The organism is Massilia orientalis (assembly GCF_030411975.2).
Taxonomy (GTDB): domain Bacteria; phylum Pseudomonadota; class Gammaproteobacteria; order Burkholderiales; family Burkholderiaceae_D; genus Telluria; species Telluria orientalis.
In genome coordinates, this window is sequence record NZ_JASNRB020000002.1 from 294245 (window position 1) to 320305 (window position 26061).

General features: G+C 65.3%; 18 protein-coding genes, 5 tRNA genes and 1 riboswitch. Of the genes, 16 read left to right on the forward strand and 7 right to left on the reverse strand.

From position 1 onward, the window contains the following. Positions 1-12: 12 nt before the first annotated feature. Complete coding sequence (locus QPK29_RS03390; RefSeq protein ID WP_371769648.1) at positions 13-1683, reverse strand: M28 family metallopeptidase; 1671 nt, start codon at positions 1681-1683, stop codon at positions 13-15. Between the two features lie 211 nt (positions 1684-1894). Between QPK29_RS03390 and QPK29_RS03395 the strand changes: the two genes are divergently transcribed. Continuing rightward, entirely contained in the window at positions 1895-2224 is a 330-nt protein-coding gene (locus tag QPK29_RS03395; protein ID WP_056131410.1) for a hypothetical protein, read from the forward strand. Between the two features lie 116 nt (positions 2225-2340). After that, complete coding sequence (locus tag QPK29_RS03400; RefSeq protein WP_371769647.1) at positions 2341-3285, forward strand: D-2-hydroxyacid dehydrogenase; 945 nt, start codon at positions 2341-2343, stop codon at positions 3283-3285. Here the strand turns inward: QPK29_RS03400 and QPK29_RS03405 are convergent. Then, a complete protein-coding gene (locus QPK29_RS03405) occupies positions 3282-7187 on the reverse strand; it encodes a sensor histidine kinase (RefSeq protein ID WP_371769646.1) in 3906 nt (1301 codons plus the stop codon). The genes QPK29_RS03400 and QPK29_RS03405 overlap by 4 nt on opposite strands. Positions 7188-7274: 87 nt before the next feature. Here QPK29_RS03405 and QPK29_RS03410 point away from each other — a divergent pair. The 3 genes from QPK29_RS03410 (at position 7275) to QPK29_RS03420 (ending at position 7997) form a co-directional block, all read left to right on the forward strand. Next, positions 7275-7351: transfer RNA gene (locus QPK29_RS03410), tRNA-Arg, on the forward strand. Positions 7352-7413: 62 nt separating this feature from the next. Next, positions 7414-7875 carry a GNAT family N-acetyltransferase gene (locus tag QPK29_RS03415; protein ID WP_371769645.1) on the forward strand — a complete coding sequence of 154 codons (462 nt, stop codon included), beginning with the start codon at positions 7414-7416 and terminating at the stop codon, positions 7873-7875. 45 nt (positions 7876-7920) lie between these two features. Then, positions 7921-7997 (forward strand) — tRNA-Arg (locus tag QPK29_RS03420). A 38-nt stretch (positions 7998-8035) separates the two neighbouring features. Here QPK29_RS03420 and QPK29_RS03425 read toward each other — a convergent pair. Next, complete coding sequence (locus tag QPK29_RS03425; RefSeq protein ID WP_160409858.1) at positions 8036-8230, reverse strand: hypothetical protein; 195 nt, start codon at positions 8228-8230, stop codon at positions 8036-8038. Between the two features lie 12 nt (positions 8231-8242). Continuing rightward, positions 8243-9097 (reverse strand): SPFH domain-containing protein, encoded by an 855-nt coding sequence (locus QPK29_RS03430; protein ID WP_371769644.1) that lies wholly within the window; start codon positions 9095-9097, stop codon positions 8243-8245. Positions 9098-9248: 151 nt separating this feature from the next. On the opposite strand from QPK29_RS03430, the gene QPK29_RS03435 reads away from it, so the two are divergent. The 5 genes from QPK29_RS03435 to QPK29_RS03455 all read left to right on the forward strand — a co-directional run bounded on the left by QPK29_RS03435 (position 9249) and on the right by QPK29_RS03455 (position 12949). After that, positions 9249-9325 (forward strand) — tRNA-Arg (locus tag QPK29_RS03435). Positions 9326-9737: 412 nt separating this feature from the next. Next, entirely contained in the window at positions 9738-10370 is a 633-nt protein-coding gene (locus QPK29_RS03440) for a PEP-CTERM sorting domain-containing protein (RefSeq protein WP_371769643.1), read from the forward strand. Positions 10371-10676: 306 nt separating this feature from the next. Further along, positions 10677-10763: riboswitch (cyclic di-GMP riboswitch) on the forward strand. Positions 10764-10851: 88 nt separating this feature from the next. Next, positions 10852-12627 carry a S8 family serine peptidase gene (locus QPK29_RS03445; protein ID WP_371769642.1) on the forward strand — a complete coding sequence of 592 codons (1776 nt, stop codon included), beginning with the start codon at positions 10852-10854 and terminating at the stop codon, positions 12625-12627. 48 nt (positions 12628-12675) lie between these two features. Next, a tRNA-Arg gene (locus QPK29_RS03450) sits at positions 12676-12752 on the forward strand. Between the two features lie 120 nt (positions 12753-12872). Next, positions 12873-12949, forward strand: a tRNA-Arg gene (locus QPK29_RS03455). 277 nt (positions 12950-13226) lie between these two features. Here QPK29_RS03455 and QPK29_RS03460 read toward each other — a convergent pair. Continuing rightward, positions 13227-13424 carry a hypothetical protein gene (locus QPK29_RS03460; protein WP_371769641.1) on the reverse strand — a complete coding sequence of 66 codons (198 nt, stop codon included), beginning with the start codon at positions 13422-13424 and terminating at the stop codon, positions 13227-13229. Between QPK29_RS03460 and QPK29_RS03465 the strand changes: the two genes are divergently transcribed. Continuing rightward, positions 13423-13911 (forward strand): FxDxF family PEP-CTERM protein, encoded by a 489-nt coding sequence (locus QPK29_RS03465; RefSeq protein WP_160409861.1) that lies wholly within the window; start codon positions 13423-13425, stop codon positions 13909-13911. The genes QPK29_RS03460 and QPK29_RS03465 overlap by 2 nt on opposite strands. Before the next feature lie 50 nt (positions 13912-13961). Here QPK29_RS03465 and QPK29_RS03470 read toward each other — a convergent pair whose 3' ends face one another. Together QPK29_RS03470 and QPK29_RS03475 are read right to left on the reverse strand one after the other, a co-directional pair. Further along, a complete protein-coding gene (locus tag QPK29_RS03470) occupies positions 13962-15851 on the reverse strand; it encodes a hybrid sensor histidine kinase/response regulator (RefSeq protein WP_160409862.1) in 1890 nt (629 codons plus the stop codon). Then, positions 15851-16435 (reverse strand): YfiR family protein, encoded by a 585-nt coding sequence (locus QPK29_RS03475; RefSeq protein WP_371769640.1) that lies wholly within the window; start codon positions 16433-16435, stop codon positions 15851-15853. The genes QPK29_RS03470 and QPK29_RS03475 overlap by 1 nt, the downstream gene beginning before the upstream one ends. A gap of 606 nt (positions 16436-17041) precedes the next feature. On the opposite strand from QPK29_RS03475, the gene QPK29_RS03480 reads away from it, so the two are divergent. The 5 genes from QPK29_RS03480 to QPK29_RS03500 all read left to right on the forward strand — a co-directional run bounded on the left by QPK29_RS03480 (position 17042) and on the right by QPK29_RS03500 (position 26036). Further along, a complete protein-coding gene (locus QPK29_RS03480; protein ID WP_400189721.1) occupies positions 17042-17875 on the forward strand; it encodes a response regulator in 834 nt (277 codons plus the stop codon). A gap of 248 nt (positions 17876-18123) precedes the next feature. Then, complete coding sequence (locus tag QPK29_RS03485; RefSeq protein ID WP_371769638.1) at positions 18124-21168, forward strand: hybrid sensor histidine kinase/response regulator; 3045 nt, start codon at positions 18124-18126, stop codon at positions 21166-21168. A 158-nt stretch (positions 21169-21326) separates the two neighbouring features. Then, positions 21327-22349 (forward strand): GGDEF domain-containing response regulator, encoded by a 1023-nt coding sequence (locus tag QPK29_RS03490; protein ID WP_371769637.1) that lies wholly within the window; start codon positions 21327-21329, stop codon positions 22347-22349. 133 nt (positions 22350-22482) lie between these two features. Next, positions 22483-23409, forward strand: a complete 927-nt coding sequence (locus QPK29_RS03495) for a hypothetical protein (protein WP_371769636.1) — start codon at positions 22483-22485, stop codon at positions 23407-23409. Positions 23410-23717: 308 nt separating this feature from the next. Continuing rightward, entirely contained in the window at positions 23718-26036 is a 2319-nt protein-coding gene (locus tag QPK29_RS03500; protein WP_371769635.1) for a TonB-dependent receptor, read from the forward strand. The last annotated feature ends 25 nt before the right edge of the window (positions 26037-26061 follow it).

Sequence of the window (26061 nt, forward strand, 5' to 3'; positions counted from 1 at the left end):
AGCTAACTCACGTTATTTGCGCTCCGATGCGCTGGCGTCGCGCGCCGCGCGGAACTCGGAGTCCTTCGACCAGTTCGGCCAGGCGCCCGAATCGGCCAGGTCGCGGCCCACCGAGTACAGCACGCCGAGGTCGCGCGCCATGCCGGTGAACGGCCACGACGCGCTCCATTCGTCGGCCGGCTGGTGGTACGCGACGGACACGTATTTGTCCTCGGCGGCCTTGCCCGCTGCGACGCCGCCCTGCTCCCAGTCCTCGCCCGAACCGAACGAGATCGCCGGGACGCCGTGCTTGGCGAACGGGAAGTGGTCGGAACGGAAGAAGTGGCCCGCTTCCGGTTTCGGATCGGCCGAATAGCGGATGCCGTTCTGCCTGGCCTTCGCGACCAGCCGGTCGAGCAGGTCGAGCTTGGCGCTGCCGGAGATCGTGAAGTCGCGCGACGGGCCGTACGGGCTCAGCGCGTCCATATTGATCACGCCGACCGTCTTGCCCAGCGGGTAGACCGGGTTGTTCGCGTAGTATTCCGAGCCCAGCAGGCCCTTCTCTTCCGCCGTCACGGCCAGGAAGACGACGCTGCGTTTCGGTGCCGGGGCCTTGGCATAGGCGCGGCCCAGTTCCAGCAGCGCGGCGATGCCGGTGGCGTTGTCGACGGCGCCGTTGTAGATCTTGTCGCCCTTCGCGTCCGGCAGACCCACGCCCAGGTGGTCCCAGTGGCCGCTGTAGATCACGACCTGGTCCGGGTGCTCGCTGCCCGGACGCACGGCCAGCACGTTCTTCGACGTGATGACCTTGGCGTCGACCGCGTAGTGCGCGGACATCGTCACCCCCTTCAGCTCGACCGGCTTGAACGTGCGGGCCTGCGCCTGCTTCTTGAGCTTGTCGAAGTCCAGGCCGGCGCGCTTGAACAGGTCGACGGCGACGTCGCGCTGGATCCACGCTTCCACCGGCGCGTGCGCCTCCAGCGGGTTCTTGCGCACGATGTCGTACTGGACGTTCGTGTTCGAATTCTTCACCGTGGCCCAGCCGTACGACGCCGGCGCGGTCTCGTGCACGATCAGCGTGCCGAGCGCGCCGCGGCGGGCCAGTTCCTCGAATTTATAGGTCCAGCGGCCGTAGTAGGTCATGGCCTTGCCGCCGAAGTCGCCCTTGCCCGTCTCGAAGTCCGGGTCGTTGATCAGCACGACGGCCAGCTTGCCCTTCAGGTCCTGGCCCTTGAAGTCGTCCCACTTGCGTTCCGGTGCCGTCACGCCATAGCCGACAAATACGAGCGGCGCATTCTTGAAGTCGACGCTCTTCGCGCCCGTCATCGCGGCGCGCACGGCGACTTCGTTACCCTGCGTGAAGGTCTTCGTGGTGCCGCCGGCCGTCACGGACACGTCGACCGGGCCGCTGATCTCGAAGCGGCCCAGCGGGACGTCCTGCGTCCAGCCGCGCTTGTCGTCGACGAGGTCGCCGCCCGGCTGCAGGCCGGCCTGCTTGAACTGGTCGATGATGTAGTCGACGGTCTTCGTCTCGCCGGCCGTGTTCGGGCCGCGGCCTTCGAACTCGTCGGACGACAGGACTTTCACGTCCTGCGACAGGATTTTCGGATCGATGTGGACGGCGTCTGCGGCGTGGGCCGCCAGCGCCGCGGTGGCAAGCGCGATGGCGGTCAGGGTGGTACGGAGGGAAGTTTGTGGTCTCACGAGCGGTCTCTTGGGCGTCGAATTATTGGATGGGCACGGATAGTGCCGCCAAAGTATCGTTCGAATGATTTCCACTGTCAAACATCGTTCCGACAAAAGGATTTCCGTACGTACACTTGTAACGGGATGTAAAGCATCGTCAACGACCCGCCGCACGGCCGCGTTTCTGGCCCAGTAGCACCCCTTAACGACACCTGAAGGAAACACCGCCATGAACAAAATCGTCGCCACCCTGATCGCAGGCCTGTTCGCCACCTCGGTGTACGCCCAGACGACCGCCACCCCGGCCACGACCCATGCAGAAATGAAGGCCGACAAGAAGGCCGCGAAGGCGGAAGCCAAGGAAGAAAAGGCCGACGTGAAAGCGGACGCGAAGCTGGAGAAGAAAGCCGCGGAAGCCAATGCGGACGTCGCCGTCGCCAAGGCAGACGCCGCGAAGACGAAAGCCAAAGCACACAAGAAAGCCGCCAAAGCCAAGGCGGAAGCCGCAGCCGACAAGGCCGAGGCACACGCAGACCAGAAAGCCGCCGCTGCCAAGTAAGCCCCTCCGGCAGCGCATAACCGGCTCAAGCCCCTCCATCCTCCGAAGACAGGGTTCGCCCTGTCTTTTTTTCGTCCGCGATCTACAATGGCAGTCCGTTATCAGCCGGGACTACCATGCACGACATCGTCTTCCTCGATCGCGACAGCCTGATCGCGAACCTCCGCAAACCCTCCTTCGAGCACCGCTGGCGCGACTACCCCGCCACGAACGCGGGCGAGGTCGTCGAACGCCTGCGCGGCGCCACCATCGCCATCACGAACAAGGTGCCGCTGCGCGCGGACGCGATCGCGCAACTGCCGGACCTGAAGATGATCGCCGTGGCCGCGACGGGCACGGACAACGTGGACCTCGCCGCCTGCCGCGAGCGGGGCATCGTCGTCGCGAACATCCGCAACTACTCGCTGGTCTCGGTGCCCGAACACTGCTTCGCGCTGATCCTCGCCGTGCGCCGCAACCTGCGCGCCTACGTGGCCGACGTCGAGGACGGGCGTTGGGAGCAGTCGACACGTTTCTGCCTGCTCGACCACCCGATCGGCGACCTGGCCGGCAGCCGCCTCGGCATCGTCGGCTATGGCGCGCTGGGGCGCCGCGTCGCCCAGATCGCGCGCGCGTTCGGCATGGACGTCGCCGTCACGTCGCGTTCGCCCGTGGCGGACACGGACGTCGTGCAGCTGCCGCTGGACGAGCTGCTGGCCACGTCCGACGTCGTCAGCCTGCACCTGCCGCTCACGGACCAGACCCGCCACATGATCGGACCACGCGAGCTCGCGGCCATGAAGAAGAGCGCCATCCTGGTCAACACGGCGCGCGGCGGCCTCGTCGACGAAGCGGCGCTGGCGCGGGCGCTCACGGAGGGCACGATCGCCGGCGCCGGGTTCGACGTCCTGAGCAAGGAGCCGCCCGTGCCCGACAATCCGCTCTTGCGGCTGCGTCTGCCGAACTTCGTGCTGACGCCGCACGTGGCGTGGGCCAGCGGCGGCGCGATGCAGACGCTGGCCGACATGCTGGTCGATAATCTCGAGGCGTGGGTGGCCGGGAAGCCGACCAACGTGGTCTAACCGTCCGCCCGCAGCGGCAGCTCGATGATGAACACCGTGCCGTGGCCGGGCCGGCTCTCGACCCGGATCGTCCCCTGCAGCAGCGTGGTCACGAGGTTGTACGCGATGTTGAGGCCGAGGCCCGTGCCGCCCTGTCCCATGCGCGTCGTGAAGAATGGATCGAAGATGCGCGACAAGTGCTCCGGCGCGATGCCGCGGCCGTCGTCGGCGAATTCGATGCGCACGCGGTCGCCGTCCAGCGGCCGGGCATCGATGCGCATGTGGCCGCCCGGCGCGTCGAACGCGTGCAGCAGCGCGTTGTTGATGAAGTTGATGACGACCTGGCCGAACGGGCCGGGATAGCTGTCCATCGCAATGCCGGCCGGGACCTGCAGGTCGAGCGTGTGACCGGCACGGCGCACCTGGTTCATCATCGTCGCCGCGATCTCGTGGCAGGCCTGGTCCAGGTCGAAGCGGCGCCGCTGCGTGCTGGCCTGGTCCACCGACACCTGCTTGAAGCTGTTCACGAGGTCGGCCGCGCCGTGCAGGCTGCGCACGATGAGGCCCGCCGCTTCGCGCGCCGCCGCGATCCACGTCTCCAGGTCCGATTTCTTCAGCGCGTTGTGCGCGAAGCGGTCGGCCAGCGCGTTCGTCTTTTCTTCCAGGGTGCTGGCCATCAGCAGGCTGTTGCCGATCGGGGTGTTCAATTCGTGCGCGACGCCCGCGACGAGGGAGCCGAGCGACGCGAGCTTTTCGCGCGCGGCCAGCTGGGCCTGGGTTTCCTTCAGCTGGCGGTAGGCGTCCGCATTGTCCAGCGCGACGCCGACATAGGACGCCAGGGTGCTCAGCATGTCGAGCTGCACGTTCTGGTACGCGCCCGGCCGGCCGCTCTGCACCGTGATCACGCCCAGCACGCGCTGGCCCACGAGGATCGGCACGAACATCAGCGAGCGCGGCGCCGGCGGCGTGTCGGCGTCCGTGCTGGCGGGATCCGCGCCCAGCACGTCGCGCACGAGTCCCGCGAACCGGGCGTAGTCGCGCGCCAGGTCGCCGATCAGGATCTCCTCGCCCGTCGCGAGGCAGTATTCGCCCAGGCCGCGCACGCGCGCGGGCAAGCGTCCCTGTTCGGGCACGCGGCGGCCGTCGGCGACGACGTACGGGTAGTCGATCGGCCCGTCCACGCGCGCCACGCCGATCGCGAACAGCGGCGCGTCCATCAACTGGCGCACCTGGCCGTACACGTTGGCCATGATCGCCTCGCCGTCGAGGTTCGCCGTCAGTTCGCGCCCGATGTCGGACAGCAGCGCGATGTTGCGGCGCGCCTGCTCCACCGCTTCCTTCTGCGCCTCGGCCTCCTGCTTGCGCTTTTCCGCCTGCTCCTTCTGCAGCACCAGTTCCGCCGTGCGCGCGCCGACCTGGCCTTCCAGGCGCGCCTTCTGCTGCACGAGCGCGCGCACGCGCAAGCGGTACAGCGCGACGGCGATGGTCGCCAGCACGGTCGCCACGAGCAGGCGGAACCACCACGTCATCCAGAACGGGGGCGGGATCGAGATGTTCAGGGTAGCCGGACGTTCGCTCCACACGCCGTCCTTGTTGGCGGCCTTCACCTCGAACACGTACTCGCCCGGATCGAGGTTCGTGTAGGTGGCGAAGCGCTTGCGGGCGTCCGTCTCGGTCCAGTCCTGGTCGAAGCCGAGCAGCCGGTAGGCATAGCGGTTCGCCTGCGGATCGGCGTAGTGCAACGCGGCGAATTCCAGGGTGAACACGGAATCGCGGTGGCTCAGGCGGATGGCGCGCAGGCGGTCGACGGCGACGGGCAGCGCGCGCGGCCGGTTGAACACGAGGAAGTCGGTGATGACGACTGCGGGCGGGAACGGGTTGTCGTGGATGTCTTCCGGCTGGAACGACGTCATGCCGTTGATGCCGCCGAAATGCAGCTCGCCGTCCGCGCCGCGCGCCGCCGAGCCGACGAAGTACGAGCCGTCCGTCAGGCCGTCCCTGGCCGCGTAGTTCTTGTAGCGCCCCGTCTCCGGATCGACGCGGGTCAGGCCCGTCGTCGTGCTGACCCAGATCTGGCCGTTGCCGTCTTCGAGGATGCCGCCGATCGGCACCTGCTCGCGCGTGGGTGCGACGGGAAATCTGCGGAACGCCGCCTTGCCGCCGGGCTCCCTCTGCATGCGGTGCAGGCCGCCCGCGGTGCCGACCCACAAGTCGCCGCGCGCTGACTCCTGCAGATAATAGACGCGGTTGTGGCCCAGGCTCGCGGGGTCGCGCGCGTCGTGGCGGAAGTGCGTGAACGTGTTCGTCGCGCGGTCGTAGCGGTCGAGGCCATTCTCGGTGCCGATCCAGATCGTGCCGGCCCGGTCCTCGAACACGGCGAAGCCATAGTTGTCGCCCAGGCTGGCCGGATTCGCCGGATCGTGACGCCAGCCGTGCAGCGTGCCGTCCGCCTCCAGCATGAACAGGCCGCCGCGCGTGACGATCCACAGCGCGCCGGTGCGGTCGAGCGTGAGCGCCTGGACCCAGTTGGCGCCCGCCTCGCGCCCCAGCGGCACGGGTGTAAAACGGCCGCTCGCCGGATCGCGCCACGACAGGCCGCTGGGCGAGCCAACCCACAAGCGCCCCCGTCCCGGCAGCACGCTGCTGACCGTGTCGTCCGGCAGGCTGGCGGGGTCGCGCGGATCGTGGCGCAGCATGTCCACGCGGCCGCTTTCCGGATCGAGGTGCAGGATGCCGCCGCCGGTCGTGCCCAGCCACAGGCGGCCGTCGGCGCCGACGGCGATGCTGCGGATCTTGCGCGCGCTGCGCGGGTCCGCCACCTGCCCCGGCAACAGCGCGAAGCGGGAAAAGCCGCCGCTGGCGAGGTCCGCGCGACTGACGCCGCCGAACATCGTGCCCGCCCACAGCGTCCCCGTGCGGTCGACCCAGATCGACATGACCCGGTTGTCGGACAGCGTGTGGCGGTCGAGGGGCTGGCTGGTGTAGCCGATGAAGCGCCCGGTCGTGGGGTCGCGCCATTTGAGGCCGTCGAGTTCCGTGCCCACCCACAGCGTGTTGCCCTGGTCGTGGTACAGCGACTGCACGCGGCCGTCGTTCATGCCTTCGTCGGCGCCGACATGGTGGCGCTGCGGCGCACCCTGGCCGATGCGCCACGCTTCCAGACCGGCGTCGGTGCCGATCCACAGCGTGTCGCGCGGGCCCATCGACAACGCGGCGACCGCATTGCGCTTGCCGGTGTCGATGTCGTAATGGGCGAAGCGGGCGGCGCCCGCCGGCAGGTGGTCGAGGCCGACGCCGGTGCCGATCCACAGGCCGCCGCGCGGGTCGAGGGCGAGCGCCGTGACGCGGTCGTCGCGCAGGCTGCCGGGATCCCGGCCATCGTGGCGCAGCGTGCGCAGCGCGCCGGTCGCCGGATCGACGTGCACGATGCCGTCGCTGGTGCCGACCCACAGGCCGTTGGCGCCGTCGCCGATGATCGCGGTGACGGCGCTGTTGCGCGCATTGGGTTCCGTGCCGGCCAGCAGGGGCAGCCGGATGAACTTGCGGCTCGCGGGATCGAATCGCGCGAGCCCGCCGCGCGTGCCGAACCACAGCCGGCTCTGGCTATCCTCGTACGCGGCCTGCACGTAGTTGTCGGCCAGGCTGGCCGGGTCGTTGGGGTCGTTGCGAAAGACCTGGTTGCGATAGCCGTCGAAGCGGTTCAGGCCCGCCTGCGTGCCGAACCACATGAAGCCGTCGTGATCCTGCAGGATCGCGAGGACGGATTCCTGCGACAGTCCTTCTTCCAGCCCGATGCGCTCGAAACGCAGGCTGCGCGGACTGCCCGCCAGCGCCAGCGAGCACACGCAGGCCAGCAGCAGGCCGCACAGCATGCGCCGCAGCGCTTGGTTGACTGACGGGAGGAGTTCGGGTTTCCAGGACACAGGGCTAATCTACCAGAACCCCCGAAAATGTTGAATTAAATTAAGACTTCCTCATTCGCCATGCCACTGCTATAATGCGTGCATCGGGCGGCTGTAGCTCAGCTGGATAGAGTACTTGGCTACGAACCAAGGGGTCGTGGGTTCGATTCCTGCCAGCCGCACCAACTTATACGAAAGGCCAGATCGCAAGATCTGGCCTTTTCCATTTGCTGCGCCACATCTCATCATGTCCGACCAGCTCATCATTCGCCCCCTCGATCTCCAGGAGCTCGCCAGTTGGCGCCCGCTGTGGGAAGGCTATAACGCCTTCTACGGACGCAGCGGCCCGACGGCCCTGCCCGAATCCATTACGCAAGTCACGTGGCACCGGTTCTTCGATCCGGCCGAGCCCGTGCACGCGCTGGTCGCGGAAAGCGCAGGCCGCATCGTGGGCCTTGCCCATTACATCTTTCATCGCAGCACGACGCGGTTGCACGACGTCTGTTACCTGCAAGACCTGTTCACCGCGCCCGACAGGCGCGGACTGGGCGTCGGCCGACAATTGATCGAAGCCGTCTACGACAAGGCGCGCGCGGCCGGCAGTTCGCGCGTGTACTGGCAGACGCACACGGACAATGCGGCCGGGCGCGCGCTCTATGACAAGGTCGCGCGGCACCTGGGCTTCATCGTGTACACGCACGAGCTGTAACGCGCTTTGCCAAACTGGAAACCGCTGCTATAATGCGTGCCTCGGGCGGCTGTAGCTCAGCTGGATAGAGTACTTGGCTACGAACCAAGGGGTCGTGGGTTCGATTCCTGCCAGCCGCACCAGCTTATACGAAAGGCCAGATCGCAAGATCTGGCCTTTTTCATTTTGCGCCCCCCTCTTCCGCATCCCGCTGCGCGGACCCAACCCGGATGCCCCGCCGCGCCAGCGCCTCGCGCAGCAGGAATTCGATCTCCGCGTTCACGCTGCGCAAATCGTTGGCGGCCAGCCGCTGCAGTTGCTCCCACAACGCGGGATCGATCCGCAGCGGATAGGACTTCTTGCCGGGACTTGCCATCGACGCACCGCCTCAGTTGTACAGGGTGCCTGCATTGATGATGGGCTGCGCGTCGCGGTCCGAGCACAGCACGACCAGCAGATTGCTGACCATCGACGCCTTGCGTTCCGCGTCCAGCTCGACGATCTCGCGCTCGGCCAGGCCTTTCAGGGCATCTTCCACCATCGTGACGGCGCCATGCACGATGCGGGCGCGCGCACTGATGATCGCCTGCGCCTGCTGGCGGCGCAGCATCACCTGGGCGATCTCGGGGGCGTAGGCCAGGTGCGTCAGCTTCGCATCCAGCGTTTCGACGCCAGCCGCCTCGAAGCGCGCGGTCAGTTCCACGCTGAGCGCTTGCGCCACTTCCGCCGCGCCGCCGCGCAGGGTCGTTTCGCCCGGCGCGAGGTCCTCGCCCTCGTCGTACGCGTATTGCGCGGCCAGGTGGCGCAGCGCCGCTTCGGCCTGCACGCTGACGTAGCGCTCGAAATCGTCGACCTCGAACAGCGCCTGGGCCGTATCGCGCACGCGCCAGACGACGGCGGCGGCCAGTTCCACCGGATTGCCCCGCTTGTCGTTGACCTTCAGCGTCGACATATTGAGGTTGCGCGCCCGCACGGTCAGCTTGCGCTTGCGATACAGCGGGAACGCCCAGAGCAGGCCCTCGCCGCGGTCCGTGCCCATATAGCGGCCGAACAAGGTCAGCACGGCCGTCTCGTTCGGCTGCAGCATGTACAGTCCTGCGCACACGAACACGCCGGCAAGGACGAGCGCAATGCCGGCCAGCGCCGCCCCGCCCGCCATACTGCCCAGAACGGACAGGTGGACCAGCCAGGCGCCGGCCAGGACGGCGAGGATGCCACCGGCCAGGGCCAGGTAGCCATTCATCGAAGAGAGCGGTATTTCCTGACGAGTGTGTGCGGACATGCAGGATCCCATGAGGTTATATGAAAGTGATATCACTTTAGGATCACCTTTCCGGGTTGTCAAGCATTCCATTTTGTCATTCGGGGCAAGCCTGCTATAATGCGTGCCTCGGGCGGCTGTAGCTCAGCTGGATAGAGTACTTGGCTACGAACCAAGGGGTCGTGGGTTCGATTCCTGCCAGCCGCACCAACTCATTACGAATGGCTCATAAAACGCATTGTGTTTTATGAGCCATTTTTCATTGATGCGTACCGTTCTGCGACGTTTTCCGTCTTTTCTGCCTTTGCGGTTTTCTTCGACGCGCGCCGTCTCGCCTCACGCAATTCCATCACGCAATATTCTTGCCACGCCAGCGCGCCCCGTTACGCGGTCTCGCCGGAAATGAATGTTCCACTGAAGCGATCTATTTCATCGTTTCCTTCTCTCTTTCTTTAGATCACTTTATTAGAAACAACTATATCTGTCGAATAAATTTACATCGATTTTTTTTAACCAAGAGTTTCTAAATTAAATCGCTGTAAACACAAGGTTTCTATTTCCTGGCATGGTCATTGCAGCATTAATCATTGCATTACCACCCATCTGAAACCAGGGAGAAATCATGTTCCGCACAAATTTTGTAAAAGCCAGCGTAGCCTGCTCCATACTGTTCGCTGCACAAGGCGCATTTGCCACTACGGTATCGTGTACCGGCGTATCGCCCGCTTACGATATTTCGGGCAAAGTCAGTAATACCAGTAATTGCGCAATTCTCTCGCCGATCGACGCCAACCAGAATGACAACAATCTCTCCACGATCAATTCCGGCGGCTTCTTCAGCATCTCGAACTGGGTGTTCGGCGGGAAGTACGACAATATGAACTCTTCCGGAGGCAGCGACACCTCGGCACTGTTCAACTTCACCGGCAACAACGTGTCGGGCACCTACATCTACGCCGGCGGCTCCCCCGCACCGCAGGACGTGATGCTGATCTTCAAGGACGGCGACAATACCAACCTGGTCGGGTATCTGCTGAAGATGCCTTACGGCGGCACTTACTCGTCGCCGTTCACCGATCCGCCGTTCCCGCTGAATGGCGCCTCGACCGTGCACAATATCTCTCACATCTCCGTGTATTACCGGAATGGCGACGGATCGGGCGATTCGGGCGGCGGCGAAGTGCCGGAACCCGCGACGCTGGCACTTCTCGGCCTCGGCTTGCTCGGCATGACCAAATTGCGCCGCAAAGGCTGATTTTTTCGGCCGCATTCCCCGCTCATTTCAAAGCCCACCGCCCGGTGGGCTTTTTTTATTCCAGGCTCATAAAAAAACCTTGATTTGACTGCAAGTCACTTTCCTTGTTTTTAATCGTTTCGTTTTTTCTGATTCCCTCTCTTTACCCCGCAATGTATTAATTTCATTATCACATCCATTTCACTTTCGATATTGAACTGTTGCGTCGGTGCAATTAAATCGCGATACGCTTACATTTTCTTTCCATTTCGCAGTAAATTTATTTCCGGAAACGATTATGATTTCCCGAAACAGCTGAACGCTGCTTATTGAAAAGGGCAAAGCCCGCGAAAGCGGGTGACGCAAAGTCAACGGTCTAACGAGCTTAGGCTCCAAGACGGCAGGACTGCCAATGCCAGCTTTCGATACAGGCCATCGCCTGTCGCGACAGAACGTCATTGCGCACGATCCTGCTAATTTTTATCTCAAGGAATCGTACGTGATGAAGTCCGCACACACCTCGCTCAGCCTGCTGCCGATGTTGATCGCCAGCACCCTTTCCATCGGTGCCGCACAGTCCGCCCTCGCCGCGCAAGACGCCGGCTATGCGCGCGGCCGCATCCTGGTCGAGGCGCGCCCGGGCCTGTCGGACGCGGCCCTGGATCGCATCCTCAAGGAACACGGCGGCAAGCGCCGCAAGGTCGGACAAAGCCGCCTGCAAATCGTCGACCTGCCGGCCAACGCGTCGGAAGTGGCCGTCGTCGCGAAGCTGGCGCACCGCCCCGAACTCAAATTCGCGGAACTCGACCGCATCGTGCCGGCCGCGCTGGCCGTGACCGACCCGTATGCGGGCAGCGAGTGGCACCTGAACAAGATCGGCGCGACCAGCGCGTGGGACAGCTCCCTCGGCCGCGGCGTGACGATCGCCGTGCTCGACTCGGGCGTGAACGTCAACCACCCCGACCTCAAGGACCGCCTCGTCGCGGGCTATAACGTCTATGGCGGCAACACCGACTTGACGGACGTCTGCGGGCACGGCACTGCCGTCGCCGGCACGGCGGCCGCCACGTCCAACAACGCGGCCGGCGTGGCCGGCATCGCGGGCGCGGCCAGCATCATGCCCCTGCGCATCGCCTACAGCGACAGCACCGGATGCCACGCCTACTTCAGCACGATCGCCAGCGGGATCACGTATGCGGCCGACCACGGGGCACGGATCGCGAACATCAGCTATACCGGCATCGCCGGCAGCTCCGCCATCCTCAGCGCGGCCCGCTACATGAACAGCAAGGGCGGTCTCGTGTTCGTTTCCGCCGGCAACAACAACGTCGACGAGAACGTGGTGCCCGATCCGGCGCTGGTCGTCGTGTCGGCCACCGACAGCAACGACGCCAAGGCCAGCTTCTCGAGCTGGGGCAGCTTCGTCACCATCGCAGCGCCGGGCACGAACATCTGGACGACGAACAATTCGCTCGGCTATTCGGCATGGAACGGCACGTCGTTCTCGGCCCCGGTCACTGCCGGCGTCGCCGCGCTGATGATGGCGGCCCGTCCCGACCTGGGCGGCAACACGATCCAGTCGCTGCTGTACTCGACGGCCGTCGATCTCGGCGCGGCCGGCCGCGATCCGGTGTTCGGCTACGGCCGCGTGGACGCCGCCGCCGCCCTGCGCGCCACCGTGGCCTACCAGCCGCCGGTCGACACGGCCGCCCCGCTCGCATCGATCGCCGCGCCGCTGGCGAACAGCTCGGTCTCCGGCCTCGTCGGCGTCTCCGTGAATGCCGGCGACAACGTGGGCGTGGCGCGCGTCGACCTGAAGGTCAACGGCACCGTGGTCGCCACGGACACCGCCGCGCCGTACAGCTTCAGCTGGGACTCGACCGGCGTCGCCAACGGCATGGCCAGCCTGGTCGCCGTCGCCTACGACGCTGCGGGTAACGCCGGCCAGTCCGCCGCCGTCGCCGTCAACGTCGCCAACAGCGTGACGACGGTCAGCAAGGACACGACGGCGCCTGCCGTCGCCATCGGCAATCCGGTGGCGGGTACGGTCAACGGCAACGTCGCGGTCTCGATCAACGCGACGGACGACGCGGGCGCCGCCGGCATCAAGACCACGCTCGTCATCGACGGCCAGACGAAGGCCCAGGGCACGGGCGGTACGCTCGGCTATAACTGGAACACGCGCAAGGTCGCTGCCGGCCAGCACACCATCACCGCGACGGCGCGCGATGCGGCGGGCAATACCAGCAGCACGTCGGTCACCGTGACGACGAAGTGATCTCGTATTTGCCAAAAGGAAAAAGTCCGCTATAATGCCGGCCTCGGGGCGGCTGTAGCTCAGCTGGATAGAGTACTTGGCTACGAACCAAGGGGTCGTGGGTTCGATTCCTGCCAGCCGCACCAACTTATACGAAAGGCCAGATCGCAAGATCTGGCCTTTTTCTTTATCTTCGCGGATTTCTGCCGAACCGGCATCATTGCCCTTTGCGAAACCGCGATTCGCCGCTATAATGCGTGCCTCGGGCGGCTGTAGCTCAGCTGGATAGAGTACTTGGCTACGAACCAAGGGGTCGTGGGTTCGATTCCTGCCAGCCGCACCAGCTTATACGAAAGGCCAGATCGCAAGATCTGGCCTTTTTCATTGCCGCGTCCCCTCCTCCGGTCTTTTAGCCGTATCCCCTGCGATCTTGACGATCGCCCCAATGCCTGTCTGCAAACAGAAAAAGCTCAGCGGCGGATTTTCTCGCGTCTTTACGTAGGAGTGAACCTACAAATACTATGCAATTTGGCTGATCGCCGCCGATGACTGATGCCAGACACACCAACTCCTCTATGAAAAGCGGGTGAAAACCGCATCCTGGCGGAAACTATTTATGTTCAGCATCTTTCCGCGAAGTAGCGCACACTTCGGTGATTTTCCGTGCTTTTTATCGATGGTTTGATACGATGAACTTCCCCGATTCTTGAAAACCAAGCTGCAGGACGCGGCTGTTTCTTTGCGAGGTAAGAAATGAAAAAATCACTGATTGCTGCTGTTGTATTGGCTTCTGCGTCGTTCGTTTCCACCGCTGCCATGGCGGCCACCGTCGGCAACACCCCGCAGGTCCTCGACCTGACCGACGGCGCCGGCTTCTTCGGCGACACGTTCGCAACCGGTAACAACGGCAATACCTTTGCCGACCGCTTTACCTTCGCCGTCGAAGGCACCACCGGCTGGAACCTCGACGCCATCATCTCGTCGGTGAGCCGCAGCGCCGACACCGGTCTCGACATCACCGGCGTGTCCCTGTACAACGCCACCGGCAACGCGCTGATCTCGTCGGGCAAATCGCTGCAATCCGGCGACATCGACGTCTGGACGATCTCGAGCGACAACCTGGCTGCCGGCAACTACTACCTGCAAGTGAGCGGCAACCTGGTGTCGGACCAGGCCGCCAGCTTCGGCGGCGCGGTGTCCCTGGCTGCCCCGGTGCCGGAACCGGAAACCTACGGCATGATGCTGGCCGGCCTGGGCGTCCTCGGCTTCCTGGCTCGTCGCCGCAAGCAGGCCAAGCCGGCTTGATAGCCCCCTTCGCATGAGTCGGGCGGAAGCGCACGCGCTTCCGCTTTTTTTTATGTGCGCAGCTTCTTGATGACGCTGCGGTTCCCCAGGATTTCCTCGATCTGCTCGAAGCGCACGGGCTTGACCATATGGTGGTCGAAGCCGGCCTCGAACGCCAGTTGGCGGTCCTTTTCCTGGCCCCAGCCCGTGACGGCGACCATGACGGTCATCGTGCAGCACGACAGGTCGCGGATGCCCCGCGCCAGGTCGTAGCCGGACATCTGCGGCAGGCCGATGTCGAGGAAGGCGTAATCCGGACAGAAGCGCTTGGCCGCGGCCAGCGCATCCGCGCCATTGTGCGTGATGACGACGCTGTGCCCCATCGCCGTCAGCAGCGCGCCGATGCTGTTGACGAAGTCGACGTTATCGTCGGCGAGCAGGATGCGGTACGTTTCCGCGCTGATGAACGACATTGGCGTCGGCTTCGCGGGCAGCTCCGGCTCGACGACGATCGGCAGCCGCACGACGAACTGGCTGCCATGGCCGAGGCCCGCGCTGTGCGCCTCGATGGAGCCGCCGTGCAGCTCGACCAGCTTGCGCGCCAGCGACAGCCCCACGCCCAGGCCGGCCACCGAACGCTCCAGCGTCGAATCGACCTGCACGAACATCTCGAACACGGTGTCCAGCATGTCCGGCGCGATGCCGATGCCCGTATCGGACACGACCAGCGTCAGCGTGCGGTCGTCCACCGTCGCCCTCAGGCCCACGCGGCCGCCGCGATTCGTGTATTTGGCCGCGTTATTCAAGAGGTTCGAGAGGATTTGCGCGAGACGGGTCGCGTCGCCGTTCAGGAACACGGGACGGTCCGGCAGGTCGATCGTCAGCTCGTGGCCATGCAGCTCGATGTACGGCCGCACGACTTCCAGCGCGTCGTTGACGACCGCTTTCAGCTCCACGCGGCCGCTCTTGATGGTGAATTTGCCGGTATTGATGCGCGAGACGTCCAGCAGGTCGTCGACGAGGCGCACCATCTGGCGCAGCTGGCGCTCCATGATGTCGGTCGCGCGCTGGGTCGCCTGCGCATCGCCGCTGCGCAGGCGCAGGATGTCGAGGCCCGTGCGGATCGGCGCCAGCGGGTTCCTCAGCTCGTGCGCCAGCGTGGCGAGGAATTCGTCCTTGCGGCGGTCCGCGAGGCGCAGCGCCTCCTCCGCGCGCTCACGCACCTGCATCTCGTGTTCGAGGGTCGCATTCGCTTCCTGCAACGCGTGCGAGCGGCGGCCGATCTCGGCCAGCATGTCGTTGAAGGCGGCCACGAGGACGCCGATTTCTCCGCTGTCGTTGCCCGGCACGCGCAGGGTGAAGTCGCGCCGCTGCATCACCTGGCGCGCGACGTTCGTCACGGCCGCGAGCGGCCGCGTGATGGCGGCCTGCAGGCGCGACGCGACGAGGCCCGCGATCAACAGCGCGCCCAGCATCACGGCGCCGAGGATGGCGCCGTAGCTGAACAGGCGGTCGACGAGGCCGTAGCGCGAGCGCAGGTAGACCGTGCCGACCATCTCGCCGTTTTCCACGATGTTGCGGAACACCGCCACTTCGCCGCCCTCGATGCGGTAGCCGGACGGAGCCGGGCGCGCCGGGATCGGCTGGTTCGGGGCCGCCGCGTACGTGGCGAAGCGCGTGCCGTCGCTCGTGTAGATCGCGGCGGCGAGGATCTGCGGGCGCACGCGCAGGACGGCCAGATTCTGGCGCGCCGTCTCCTCGTCGTTGAACGTGAGGGCCGGGGCGGTCACACGCGCCATGATGTCGGCCTGCGTCATCAGGTCGTCCGTCCAGTAGCGCTGGAACGCGCGCAGGTCGAACAGCAACATGGCGACGGAAGCCGCCAGTAACGCGACGAACGTCGTCGATACCGCCATCAGAATCAGTTTGCCGCGGACCGTGCCGCCGTCGCGCATTACCATCACTGCGCTCCTTTCTGCACCCGGTTCGCCACCGTCAGCAGGCGCGAACTGAGTTTGATGCCATTGCGTTCCGCCGCATCCAGCGCGACGTCGAAGCGGACCCGTTCGTCGACGATGCGGAAATTGATCACACTACCGAGCTGCAAGCCGTTGTCGCATTCGGTCACGACGAGCATCGCGCCCAGCGCCTGGTGCACGATGCGCGCGACCCGCTGCGGATCGCTCCCGCCCACGAACAGCAGGTGCACCCGGGCCGCCGCATCGCTTTCGCGCAGCTCGCGCACTTCGATCGTGCGGTTGTTGACGGTGCGTCCGGCCACCACGCGCGCCAGCTCGACGGCGAGGTCGTCGGCGCCGATCACGCCGATCGTCAGCGGCGCCGTGGCGTCGGCAAACGCGCTCGCGGGAAAATCGGTATAGCCGAGGAATTTGTACAGGAAAGCCGCCTTCACGCGCCGCTCCAGCGGCACGCCGGGCACGGCGCTCTGCGCGCGCGCGGGCGGCATCAGTCCGGCGCCTGCGCACAGCACGGCCAGCGAGGCCAGCGCCCAGCCGACAAAGGACCGCCGCAGGCCTCGATTCATGGATGGCTTCAGTTGACGATGCATCGGCCGGATGGCAAACCCTGGACTGGAGACGGTGGCAGGAAGCGCCCGGGCTTTCGGCGCCCTACGGAACGGCCGGAAATGGACGGTCCATGATAGCCGGGTATGGTCGACCATGCCAACGCGGCGCGCAGCGGCAGCGTCCATACGCATGGATCGACTGGAAAATACGAAAACGACAGCAAGGCGTCTTTAAACATTTTGCTATCGTAGAACATTTTCTTTGGTGCACCAAGAGTGACCCGATTGAAGCGTGCACGGCTGTGTCATTTATAAAAGCAATGGCTGACATTACAAATCTAAATTGGATTTCTTTTTTGCGATGCAGCATTATGAACCTGTCTCCTCTATTCTCCTCCAAGGATAGATTCAGCCCGCTCCCGTAGCGGGCTTTTTTTTGCCCCGGCGCCCGCACAGGGCCACCTATGCTGTGGTGCAATATCAATAGTGCACGATGTTGTTGTTTTACGACCCGGTTGCCGTCTTTTCCGACTCTGCGCAGGACGCGCAGTCGTGTCGCCCCCTGCTTACAATTTGGGGTACTATGCAACCTCTTTTCGTTTAGATAACAATATTTACCGCGCTATGCTCCATCCCGGCAGGTCCGCACACTCTTCCAGTTCCTACGACTGGTCCGCTTCCCGGCTCGGCGAACCGCAGCAATGGCCGCAGGCACTGAGGCTGGCCGCCGACGTCATGTTCAACACGCCCCTGCCCATGCTGCTCGTGTGGGGACGCGACATGACGATGCTGTTCAACGACGCCTACGGCGCGCTGGCCGGGCCGGCCTACGGACGGGCCCCCGGCGGCGGCGTGCCGCCCGTGATGCCGCCTCCGCTGGCGGTGGCGGGCGACGAGCTGCGGCGCGCCTGGAGCGGCGAGGCCGCGTACGCGCCGGGCCGCAACCTCATGTTCGCGGGCAGCGCGGGCGGCAGCGGCCATTACGACCTGTATTTCACGCCCGTGCGGGCGGACGGCGACGCCGTCGCGGGCGTGCTGTGCGCGCTGGCGCCCGCCGCGCCCGTGACGGAAGCGCCGGCCGAGTCGACCGGTCCCATGCGCATCCTCGTCGTCGAAGACAACGTCGACTCGCAATACCTCGTGTGCGAGATGCTGCGCGCCTTCGGCCACGAGGCGGACGGCGTCGGCCATCCGAACGACGCGCTGGCGCACCTGGCGGCCGGGCAATACGACGTGTTGTTCACGGACGTCAGCCTGCCCGGCATGTCCGGCGTCGACCTGGCGCGCCAGGCCGTGACGCAGGCGCCGTCGATGCGGGTGATCTTCGCGTCGGGCTATGGCGACACCCTGCTGCGCCACGTGGAATTCCCCTACCTGTCGCTGCAGAAGCCCTACGAGCTGGACCAGCTCCAGCAGGCGCTCGACAAGGTGGCGCATCCGCTGCCGGTGCGCACCTGAACGATGGCCCAAAGGTGTGCAACAAAGCGCCCGGGCTGGGCTAGAATCGGTGTACGGCTCATTACGCGCCGTGGACGGACGTGCCCGCGACGGCTGTACCCGTCCATTTTGCGCGGCACCACCGTCGCGCGCGCAGAGCCCAACGCGATGATTGATTTCGAGCCCACCGGCAGTGCACCCCGCCCCTCCGAGCTGACGGACATGCTCGACCCGGCGCCGTCCGCGGTGGTCTCGCGGGGAGGCGTACGGTGAGCAACGAGCGCGACGAGCTGCGGCATCCCTCCGCGCAGCCCGCTGCTGCCGCGGCCGCGACCGCGCGCGAACTGCAGGAAGCGCGCGAAGCGCTGCGCGTGGCCAACGCGCGCATGGAAAACATGCTCGAGAGCCTGGTCGACGGCTTCTGCGCGGTCGACCACCAATGGCGCATCATGTACATCAACGGGCGCGCGCTGGAGATGCTCGCGCCCCTGCAAAAGACCCGCCCCAGCCTGGTCGGCCACGACCTGTGGGCCTCGTTCCCCGAACTGCGCGGCAGCATGCTCGAAACCGTCTACCGGCGCGCAATGGTCAGCCGCGAGACGGCGATCCAGGAATTCTTCTGGCCGGCGCTGAAACGCTGGTTCGAGGTGCGCGCCCATCCGTCGCCGGACGGCCTGACGCTGTACTTCCAGGACATCAACCGGCGCAAGGCCGACCAGCAGGCCCTGCAGCAAGGCAACAGCCGCCTGCAGGTGGCGCTGGCCGCGGGCCGCCTGGGCGACTGGCGCTGGGACGCCGCCAGCGACCGCGTGATGCTGGGCGAACGGGCGGCCGCCGTCTTCGGCCTGCCGGCCGAGCAGCCGCTCGCGTGGAGCGAACTGCGCGCCCGCATCGACCCGGGCGACCGCGAAAGCGTGCGCCGCGCCGTGCTGCAAGCCTTTGCCGGCCACAGCGACCTCGAACTGGAATGCCGCCTGCCGGGCCCGAGCGGCGAACCGCGCTGGGTGGCGCTCGTGGGCCGCGCCGATTACGCCGACCAGGCGCGGCGCGAAGGCGTGCTCGGCATGACCGGCGTGGTGCAGGACGTCACGGCCCGGCGCAGCGCCGCGGATGCCCTGCGCCAGAGCGAGGAGGTATTGCGCGCGCTGGCCAACACGATCCCGCAGCTGGCCTGGATGGCGCAGGCCGACGGCGCCATCGTCTGGTTCAACGAACGCTGGTTCGAATACACCGGCACGACGCCGGACCAGGTCGTGGGCTGGGGTTGGCAGACGGCCGTCGAGCCGACCGTCCTGCCGGCTGTCCTGGAGCGCTGGAGCGCCAGCATCAAGAGCGGCAATCCGTTCGAAATGGAATACCCGATCCGTGGCGCGGACGGCCAGTACCGCTGGTTCCTCACGCGGGTGAATCCCGTCCGCGACCGCCACGGCAAGGTCTTGCGCTGGTTCGGCACGGACACGGACGTCGACGAGGTCAAGCGGGCCGAGCAAGCGCTGCGGGACGAATCGCACGTGCTCGAACTGCTCAACAGCACCGGCAGCGCGCTCGCTTCCACGCGCGACCTGCGCTCGCTGCTGCAAGTCGCCACGGACGCCGCCACGGGCATCGCCGGCGCGCGCCAGGGTGCGTTCCTGTACCACGGACGCAACGACGGCATCGAGCCCGATGCGAACAACCTGTTCACCCTGTACACCGTGTCCGGCGGCAGCCCGGTCGGATTCGAAGCGTTCGGCGCGGCCGGTCCCACCGGCCTGTTCGGCCCGGGCCTGCTGGACCATCCGGCGGGCGTGATCCGCTCCGGCGACGTCACGCTCGACGCACGCCTGCGCGACGCGCCCCCGTTCGGCCTGCCTGCGGGCCACCCGGCCGTGCGCAGCTATCTCGCCGTGCCCGTCGTCGGCCATTCCGGGGAATTGCTCGGCACCATGTTCTTCGGCCACCCCGAAGCGGACGTGTTCAGCGAACGCACGGAACGCATCGTGCGCGGCATCGCGGCCCAGGCCGCCGTCGCCATCGACAACGTGCGGCTGTACGAAGCCGCCCAGCGCGCGGCCGAGGAGCGCAAGGTACTGCTCGAAAGCGAGCGCCAGGCGCGCGCCGAGGCCGAACGGACGAGCCAGATGAAGGACGAATTCCTGGCGACGCTGTCGCACGAACTGCGCACGCCGCTGTCGGCGATCCTCGGCTGGGCCCAGGTGCTGCGGCGCGGCAGCCGCGATCAGAACGACCTGCAGAAAGGCTTGCAGACCATCGAGCGCAACGCCCGCGCCCAGGCCCAGCTGATCGAAGACCTGCTCGACATGAGCCGCATCACGTCCGGCAAGGTCCTGCTCGACATGCAGGCCGTGGCGCCGGCGAGCTTCATCGACGCGGCCATCGAGACGGTGCGCCCAGCGGCCGATGCGAAAAACATCCGCATCGACAAGCAGTACGCGGCCGACCCGGGCCTCGTCGCGGGCGATCCGGCGCGCCTGCAGCAGGTCGTATGGAACCTGCTGTCGAACGCGATCAAGTTCACGCCGCGCGATGGCCAGGTCGGCATCGAACTCGCCCGCAACGATGCGAGCGTCGCCATCACCGTGCGCGACAACGGCGCGGGCATCCGGCCGGAATTCATCACCCACGTATTCGAACGGTTCCGCCAGGCGGACGCATCGATGACGCGCCGCCACGGCGGCCTCGGCCTGGGTCTCGCGATCGTGAAACACCTGATCGAGCAGCACGGCGGCACCGTCCGCGCCGAGAGCGCCGGCGAAGGCAAGGGCGCCAGCTTCACCATCGAATTGCCGCTCGCCAAGCAGCAACCGCCGGCGACGCGCAGCGCACGCGCCGCGATGATCCTGCCGACGCCCGCCACGCCGGAGATGACGGTGCTCGACCTGTCCGGCGTCAACGTGCTGGTGGTCGACGACGACCGCGATGCGCGCGAACTGATCAAGCGCATCCTGAGCGATTGCGGCGCGTCCGTCCGCATCGCCGCCAGCGCGCGCGATGCGTTCGCCCTGTTCAAGGAACGCGTGCCGAACCTCCTGATCAGCGACCTGGGCATGCCGGAAGTGGACGGCTTCGAACTGCTCGACTGGGTCCGCCACCTGGGACGCGAGGAAGGCAGCCAGGTCCCGGCCATCGCCCTGACGGCATTCGCCCGCTCGGAAGACCGGCTGAGCGCGCTGGAGGCCGGATTTTCGGCGCATATCTCCAAACCGGTCGAACCGAGTGAACTAATTGCAACAGTTGCTTCCGTTGTCGGCCCCTCGTCCCCGTTCGTGAATCGTGCCGACGCAGCCACGGCGGGCAGAAATGGCGTACGCTAATAGGGACTGGAGGAATACGAAAGATGTTCCTACCCAAGGACGCGGCGCTGTCCTACAAGAAATTCTCGGCGTTTTGCTAGACTATGAAATGTTGTTCTAGAGCTGGTATGAGTAGTTAAGGAACAAATAATACCGGCCTTGATTTGACGAGAGTACGCATGCCCAGCCGACAAGACATCCTGAACGCGAAGATCCTGGTCGTAGATGATTCCCCGGACAATATCGAATTGATGGAAGAGATATTGCGCGAGGAGGGCTACACCGACGTCAGTTCGACGATGCTGCCGGAACAGGTGTGCCCGCTGCATCGCGAACACAACTACGACCTGATCCTGCTCGACCTGCAAATGCCGGGCCTGAACGGTTTCCAGGTCATGAAAGGCCTGAAGGAAATCGAACAGGGCGGTTACCTGCCCGTGCTCGCCCTGACGGCACAGCCCAGCTTCAAGATCGCCGCGCTGGAAGCGGGCGCCCGCGATTTCATCAGCAAGCCGTTCGACCTGCTCGAAGTGCACAAGCGCATCCATAACATGCTCGAAGTGCGCCTGCTGTACAAGGAACTGGCCCAGTACAGCCGCGCCCAGCAGGAACTGGCGCTGCACGACGCCCTCACCGGCCTGCCGAACCGCCGCCTGCTGGAAGACCGCATCGAAACGGCCCTGCAGCACGCCAACCGCAACCACCACAAGGCCGCGGTGATGTACCTCGACCTGGACGGCTTCAAGGCGATCAACGATACATACGGCCACGCCTACGGCGACGAGATCCTCAAGATGGTGTCGCAACGCCTGCTGTCGAATTCGCGCAAGGAAGACACGGTGGCGCGCCTGGGCGGCGACGAATTCATCGTCCTGCTGGCCGACGTGCACAGCCTGGCCGACGCGCAGGGACCGGCCGCCAAGCTCGTCGAGGCGCTGTCCGAACCGTTCTTCATCAACGACCTGACCCTGCAGTTGTCGACGAGTATCGGCATCAGCCTGTATCCGGACGACGCGGAAAACGTCGTCGACCTGATCAGCATCGCCGACTACGCGCTGTACGAAGCGAAGCGCGCCGGCAAGAACCGCTTTTGCGCCAACGGCAGCGCCGCGCGCCAGGCCGCGCTGGCCGTCAAGCCGACCATGCCGCCGCCCGCCGCGCCGGCCGTCGCGCCATCGCCGGAGCTGGCGCAGCATCGCTGACCGTCGCCGTCCCCATCTCGAATGCCCGTCTTGCGCGGGCATTTTGTTTTTCTCTTTACAACATTCCCCACCTCTAATGTAAAATTTCACAATTGCAATTTAGCATTTTCGATTTTTTACTTTTGAGGATCTCATGGAAGACCTGAAGGAACCGGCTACCGCCACGCCCGTCCACCCTGCCCGGCCGTCCCGCCGCTGGAGCCGCCTGGTGCTGTATGTGCTGGCCACGGTCGGCGCGCTCGCCCTGGCCCTGATCGCGCTTGCTTACTGGCTGCACGCGCACGATGCGCGCAAACGCGTCACGATCGACGAAGCCGCCGTCATCGACGACGTGATGGGCCAGACCTACGGCAAATACTCCGCCGCGAAAAAGGGGTGGCTGTACGTGGGCGAAGACAGCGTAACGTATCTGATGCGCGTCGTGCAGCAGGCGAAGATTCCCGACGGGACGGCTGGCGACGAGCTGTATTTCGTGGCCAGCGGGGCCGCCGTGAACGGCGACGGCCAGGCGGTCTATGGCGTGTTCTACGTGCACCCGGACGGCAAGGACGGCGGCCTGGCCCAGGAAAATACGCAGGTCCGCTTCCTCTCCAACGCCCCGGTCAAGCCTGAACAGGTCCGCTTCGAAGCCCTCAGCGACAACCTGTGGGGCTGGGTCGTCAAGACGCGTTGGGACGCCGAGCCGGACAGCGAAGCCGTCACGACCATGAATACGGTGCTGGCACCGCACGACGGCCAGATCGCCGTGCTGGGAGAATTCCTCGCCGCACGCGACGCGAAACCGGAGGGGTCCTGCGAGGACGCGAAGGCCGCGTACGACGCCTGGCTGGCGCAGATCGCGAACACGGAGGATGGCGACGACGGGGGCATACCGCCGACCCGCTGCGACAAGCGCCGCTGGACCTATCGCACGGCCACCGTCAACGGCAAAATCCCCGTGCCGATCACGGTGACGGCGGGCGGCACGCTGGACGACAAACCGGTGGAAGCACAAACCTGGAAGTTGATGTTCGACACCAGGACGTTCAGCTACGACATTCCGCCGGACCTGCAGAACTAGCGTCGGTGTTGGCCATTAACAACAGGGGAAACGTTGCTTGAATCATACGCCGGGCATGCCACAGGATACCCGGCGCCGGCCTTCGCCGCCGTCCTCTCTCTGGAATCCGCAAATACGATCGTGAACGGCAACCCGTCACTATGCAACAGTCGGTCGGCACAGGCAAATACCGTTTAGTTAAGCAATTTATACGTTTTCAAAATATATACATCGGCATCTTTTCCAAATGTCTTTACTGCTAGGATGAGTAATCTTTGCCAAATGACAAAGAGAATAAAAACAAGCATCAAGACAAGGAAGAGATATCCATGAGCGTACGCCCCACCCGCCTGTTAGCCCGCACGTTGCTCGCCGCCGCCGTGACGAGCGCCTTTCCCCTGGTTGCGCTGGCCGATGAACCGGACCAGTCCGCGACCGCGCAAGACACCGCCGCCGTCGCGAAGCCCGCCGGCCAGCGCCTGGAAACCGTGATCGTGACCGCCCAGCGGCGCGCCGAGAACCTCAAGGAAGTCCCGATGTCGGTCACCGCCATCAAGGGCGAGAAGCTGGACGTGCTGACGTCGGGCGGCGCCGACATCCGCTTCCTGGCGGGCCGCTCGCCCTCGCTGAACGTCGAATCCGACTACGGCCGCTCGTTCCCGCGCTTTTACATCCGCGGCCAGGGCAATACCGACTTCGACCTGAATGCGTCGCAGCCGGTCGGCCTCGTCGTCGACGACATCGTGCAGGAAAGCCCCATGCTCAAGGGCTTCCCCGTGTTCGACGTGGACCAGGTCGAAGTGCTGCGCGGCCCCCAGGGGACGCTGTTCGGCCGTAACTCGCCCGCCGGTGTGATCAAGTTCGATTCCGCGAAACCGGTGTTCAAGACGGAAGGCTATGCCGTGCTCGGCGCCGGCAACTACGGCACGATCAATGCGGAAGGGGCGTACAACGTGCCGCTGTCGGACATGCTGGCGCTGCGCGTCTCGCTGCAGTCGCAGCACCGCAACGACCGCGTGCACAACCCGCGGCCCAACGCCTACACCCGCGATTTCGAAGGCTACGACGACAACGCCGCGCGCATCCAGCTGCTGTTCAAGCCGACGCGCGACTTCTCCGCGCTGTTCAATGCCCACGGCCGCGACATGAAGGGCAATGCGACCCTGTTCCGCGCGAATATCATCAAGAAGGGCACGAACGACCTCGTCGACGGCTTCGACTACGACCGCTACCCCACCGACGGCGGCAACAGCCAGACCTTGCGCACCAGCGGTGCCAACCTGCGCCTGCGCTGGGACCTGGACGGCATGACCCTGCACTCGATCACGGGTTACGAGCACGCATCCTTCTACAGCCGCGGCGACGTGGACGGCGGCTTCGGCGCCGTGTATGCCCCACCGATGGGTCCGAACTATCCTGGCCAGAACGCCTTCATCCCGTTCACCGTCGAGACGGCCGACCTGCTGCCGGAACACGACCAGACGACGCAGGAATTCCGCCTCGAATCGAACACGAAGGATCCGCTCCAGTGGATGGCCGGCGTGTTCTATTTCAACGAACACATCCGCATCGATTCGATCAGCTTCAACACGCTGGCGCCGGGCAATCCGCAGAACGACGCCTACGCGACGCAGACGCAGGACGCCCGTTCGTGGGCGGTGTTCGGCACGCTGAACTACAAGGTCTCGGACCAGCTGAAACTGCGCGGCGGCGTGCGCTATACGAGCGACAACAAGGACTTCGTCGCGCAGCGCTTCGAACCGCCGCAGACGAGCGGCCCGCTGCCGCTGCACAGCGATTCGCACAACGTGAGCTGGGATGCGTCGGCGACGTATGCGCTGGATGCGGACACGAATTTGTTCGCGCGCGTGGCGACCGGCTACCGCGCACCATCGATGCAGGGCCGCCTGAACGGCCTCGGCGACAAACCGTCGATCGCGGGTGCGGAAAAGGCGTTGTCGTATGAAGCGGGCATCAAGGCCGACCTGCTCGACCGCCGCGCGCGCCTGTCCGCGACGGCGTTCCAGTACCGCGTGAAGGACAAGCAGCTGACGGCCGGCAGCGGCACGATCAACATGAACCAGCTGATCAACGCCGAGAAGGTCACGGGCCAGGGCGTGGAACTGGACTTCCAGGCGATCCTGGCGGACGACTGGCGCGCGAGCATCGGCGCGAGCTACAACGACACCGAGATCAAGGATCCGAACCTGTTCGTGCAAACCTGCGGCAACCAGCCCAACACGGGCGGCGTGAACGGCTGCACCCCGACCGGCGCGCCCGGCCCGTTCCCGTACACGCAGAAGCTGAACGGCCTGCCGCTGCCCCGTTCGCCGAAATGGCAGACGAACTTCACGCTGCGCTACTCGCATCCGCTGGCCGACGGTGAACTGTATGCGCTGACGGACTGGTCGTACCGCACCGAGTACAACATGTTCCTGTACGAAGCGAAGGAGTACAAGGCGAAGGCCCTGCTGGAAGGCGGCCTGCGGGTCGGCTACAAGTGGGACAACGGCAAGTACGAGGTTGCCGCATTCGCCCGCAACATCACCAACCGTATCCAGGTGGTGGCGGCGATCGACTTCGACAACCTCACGGGTATCGTCAACGAACCGCGCAACTATGGCGCGCAGTTCCGCGTGAACTTCTGATGATCCGATAGCAACAACGGGCGTG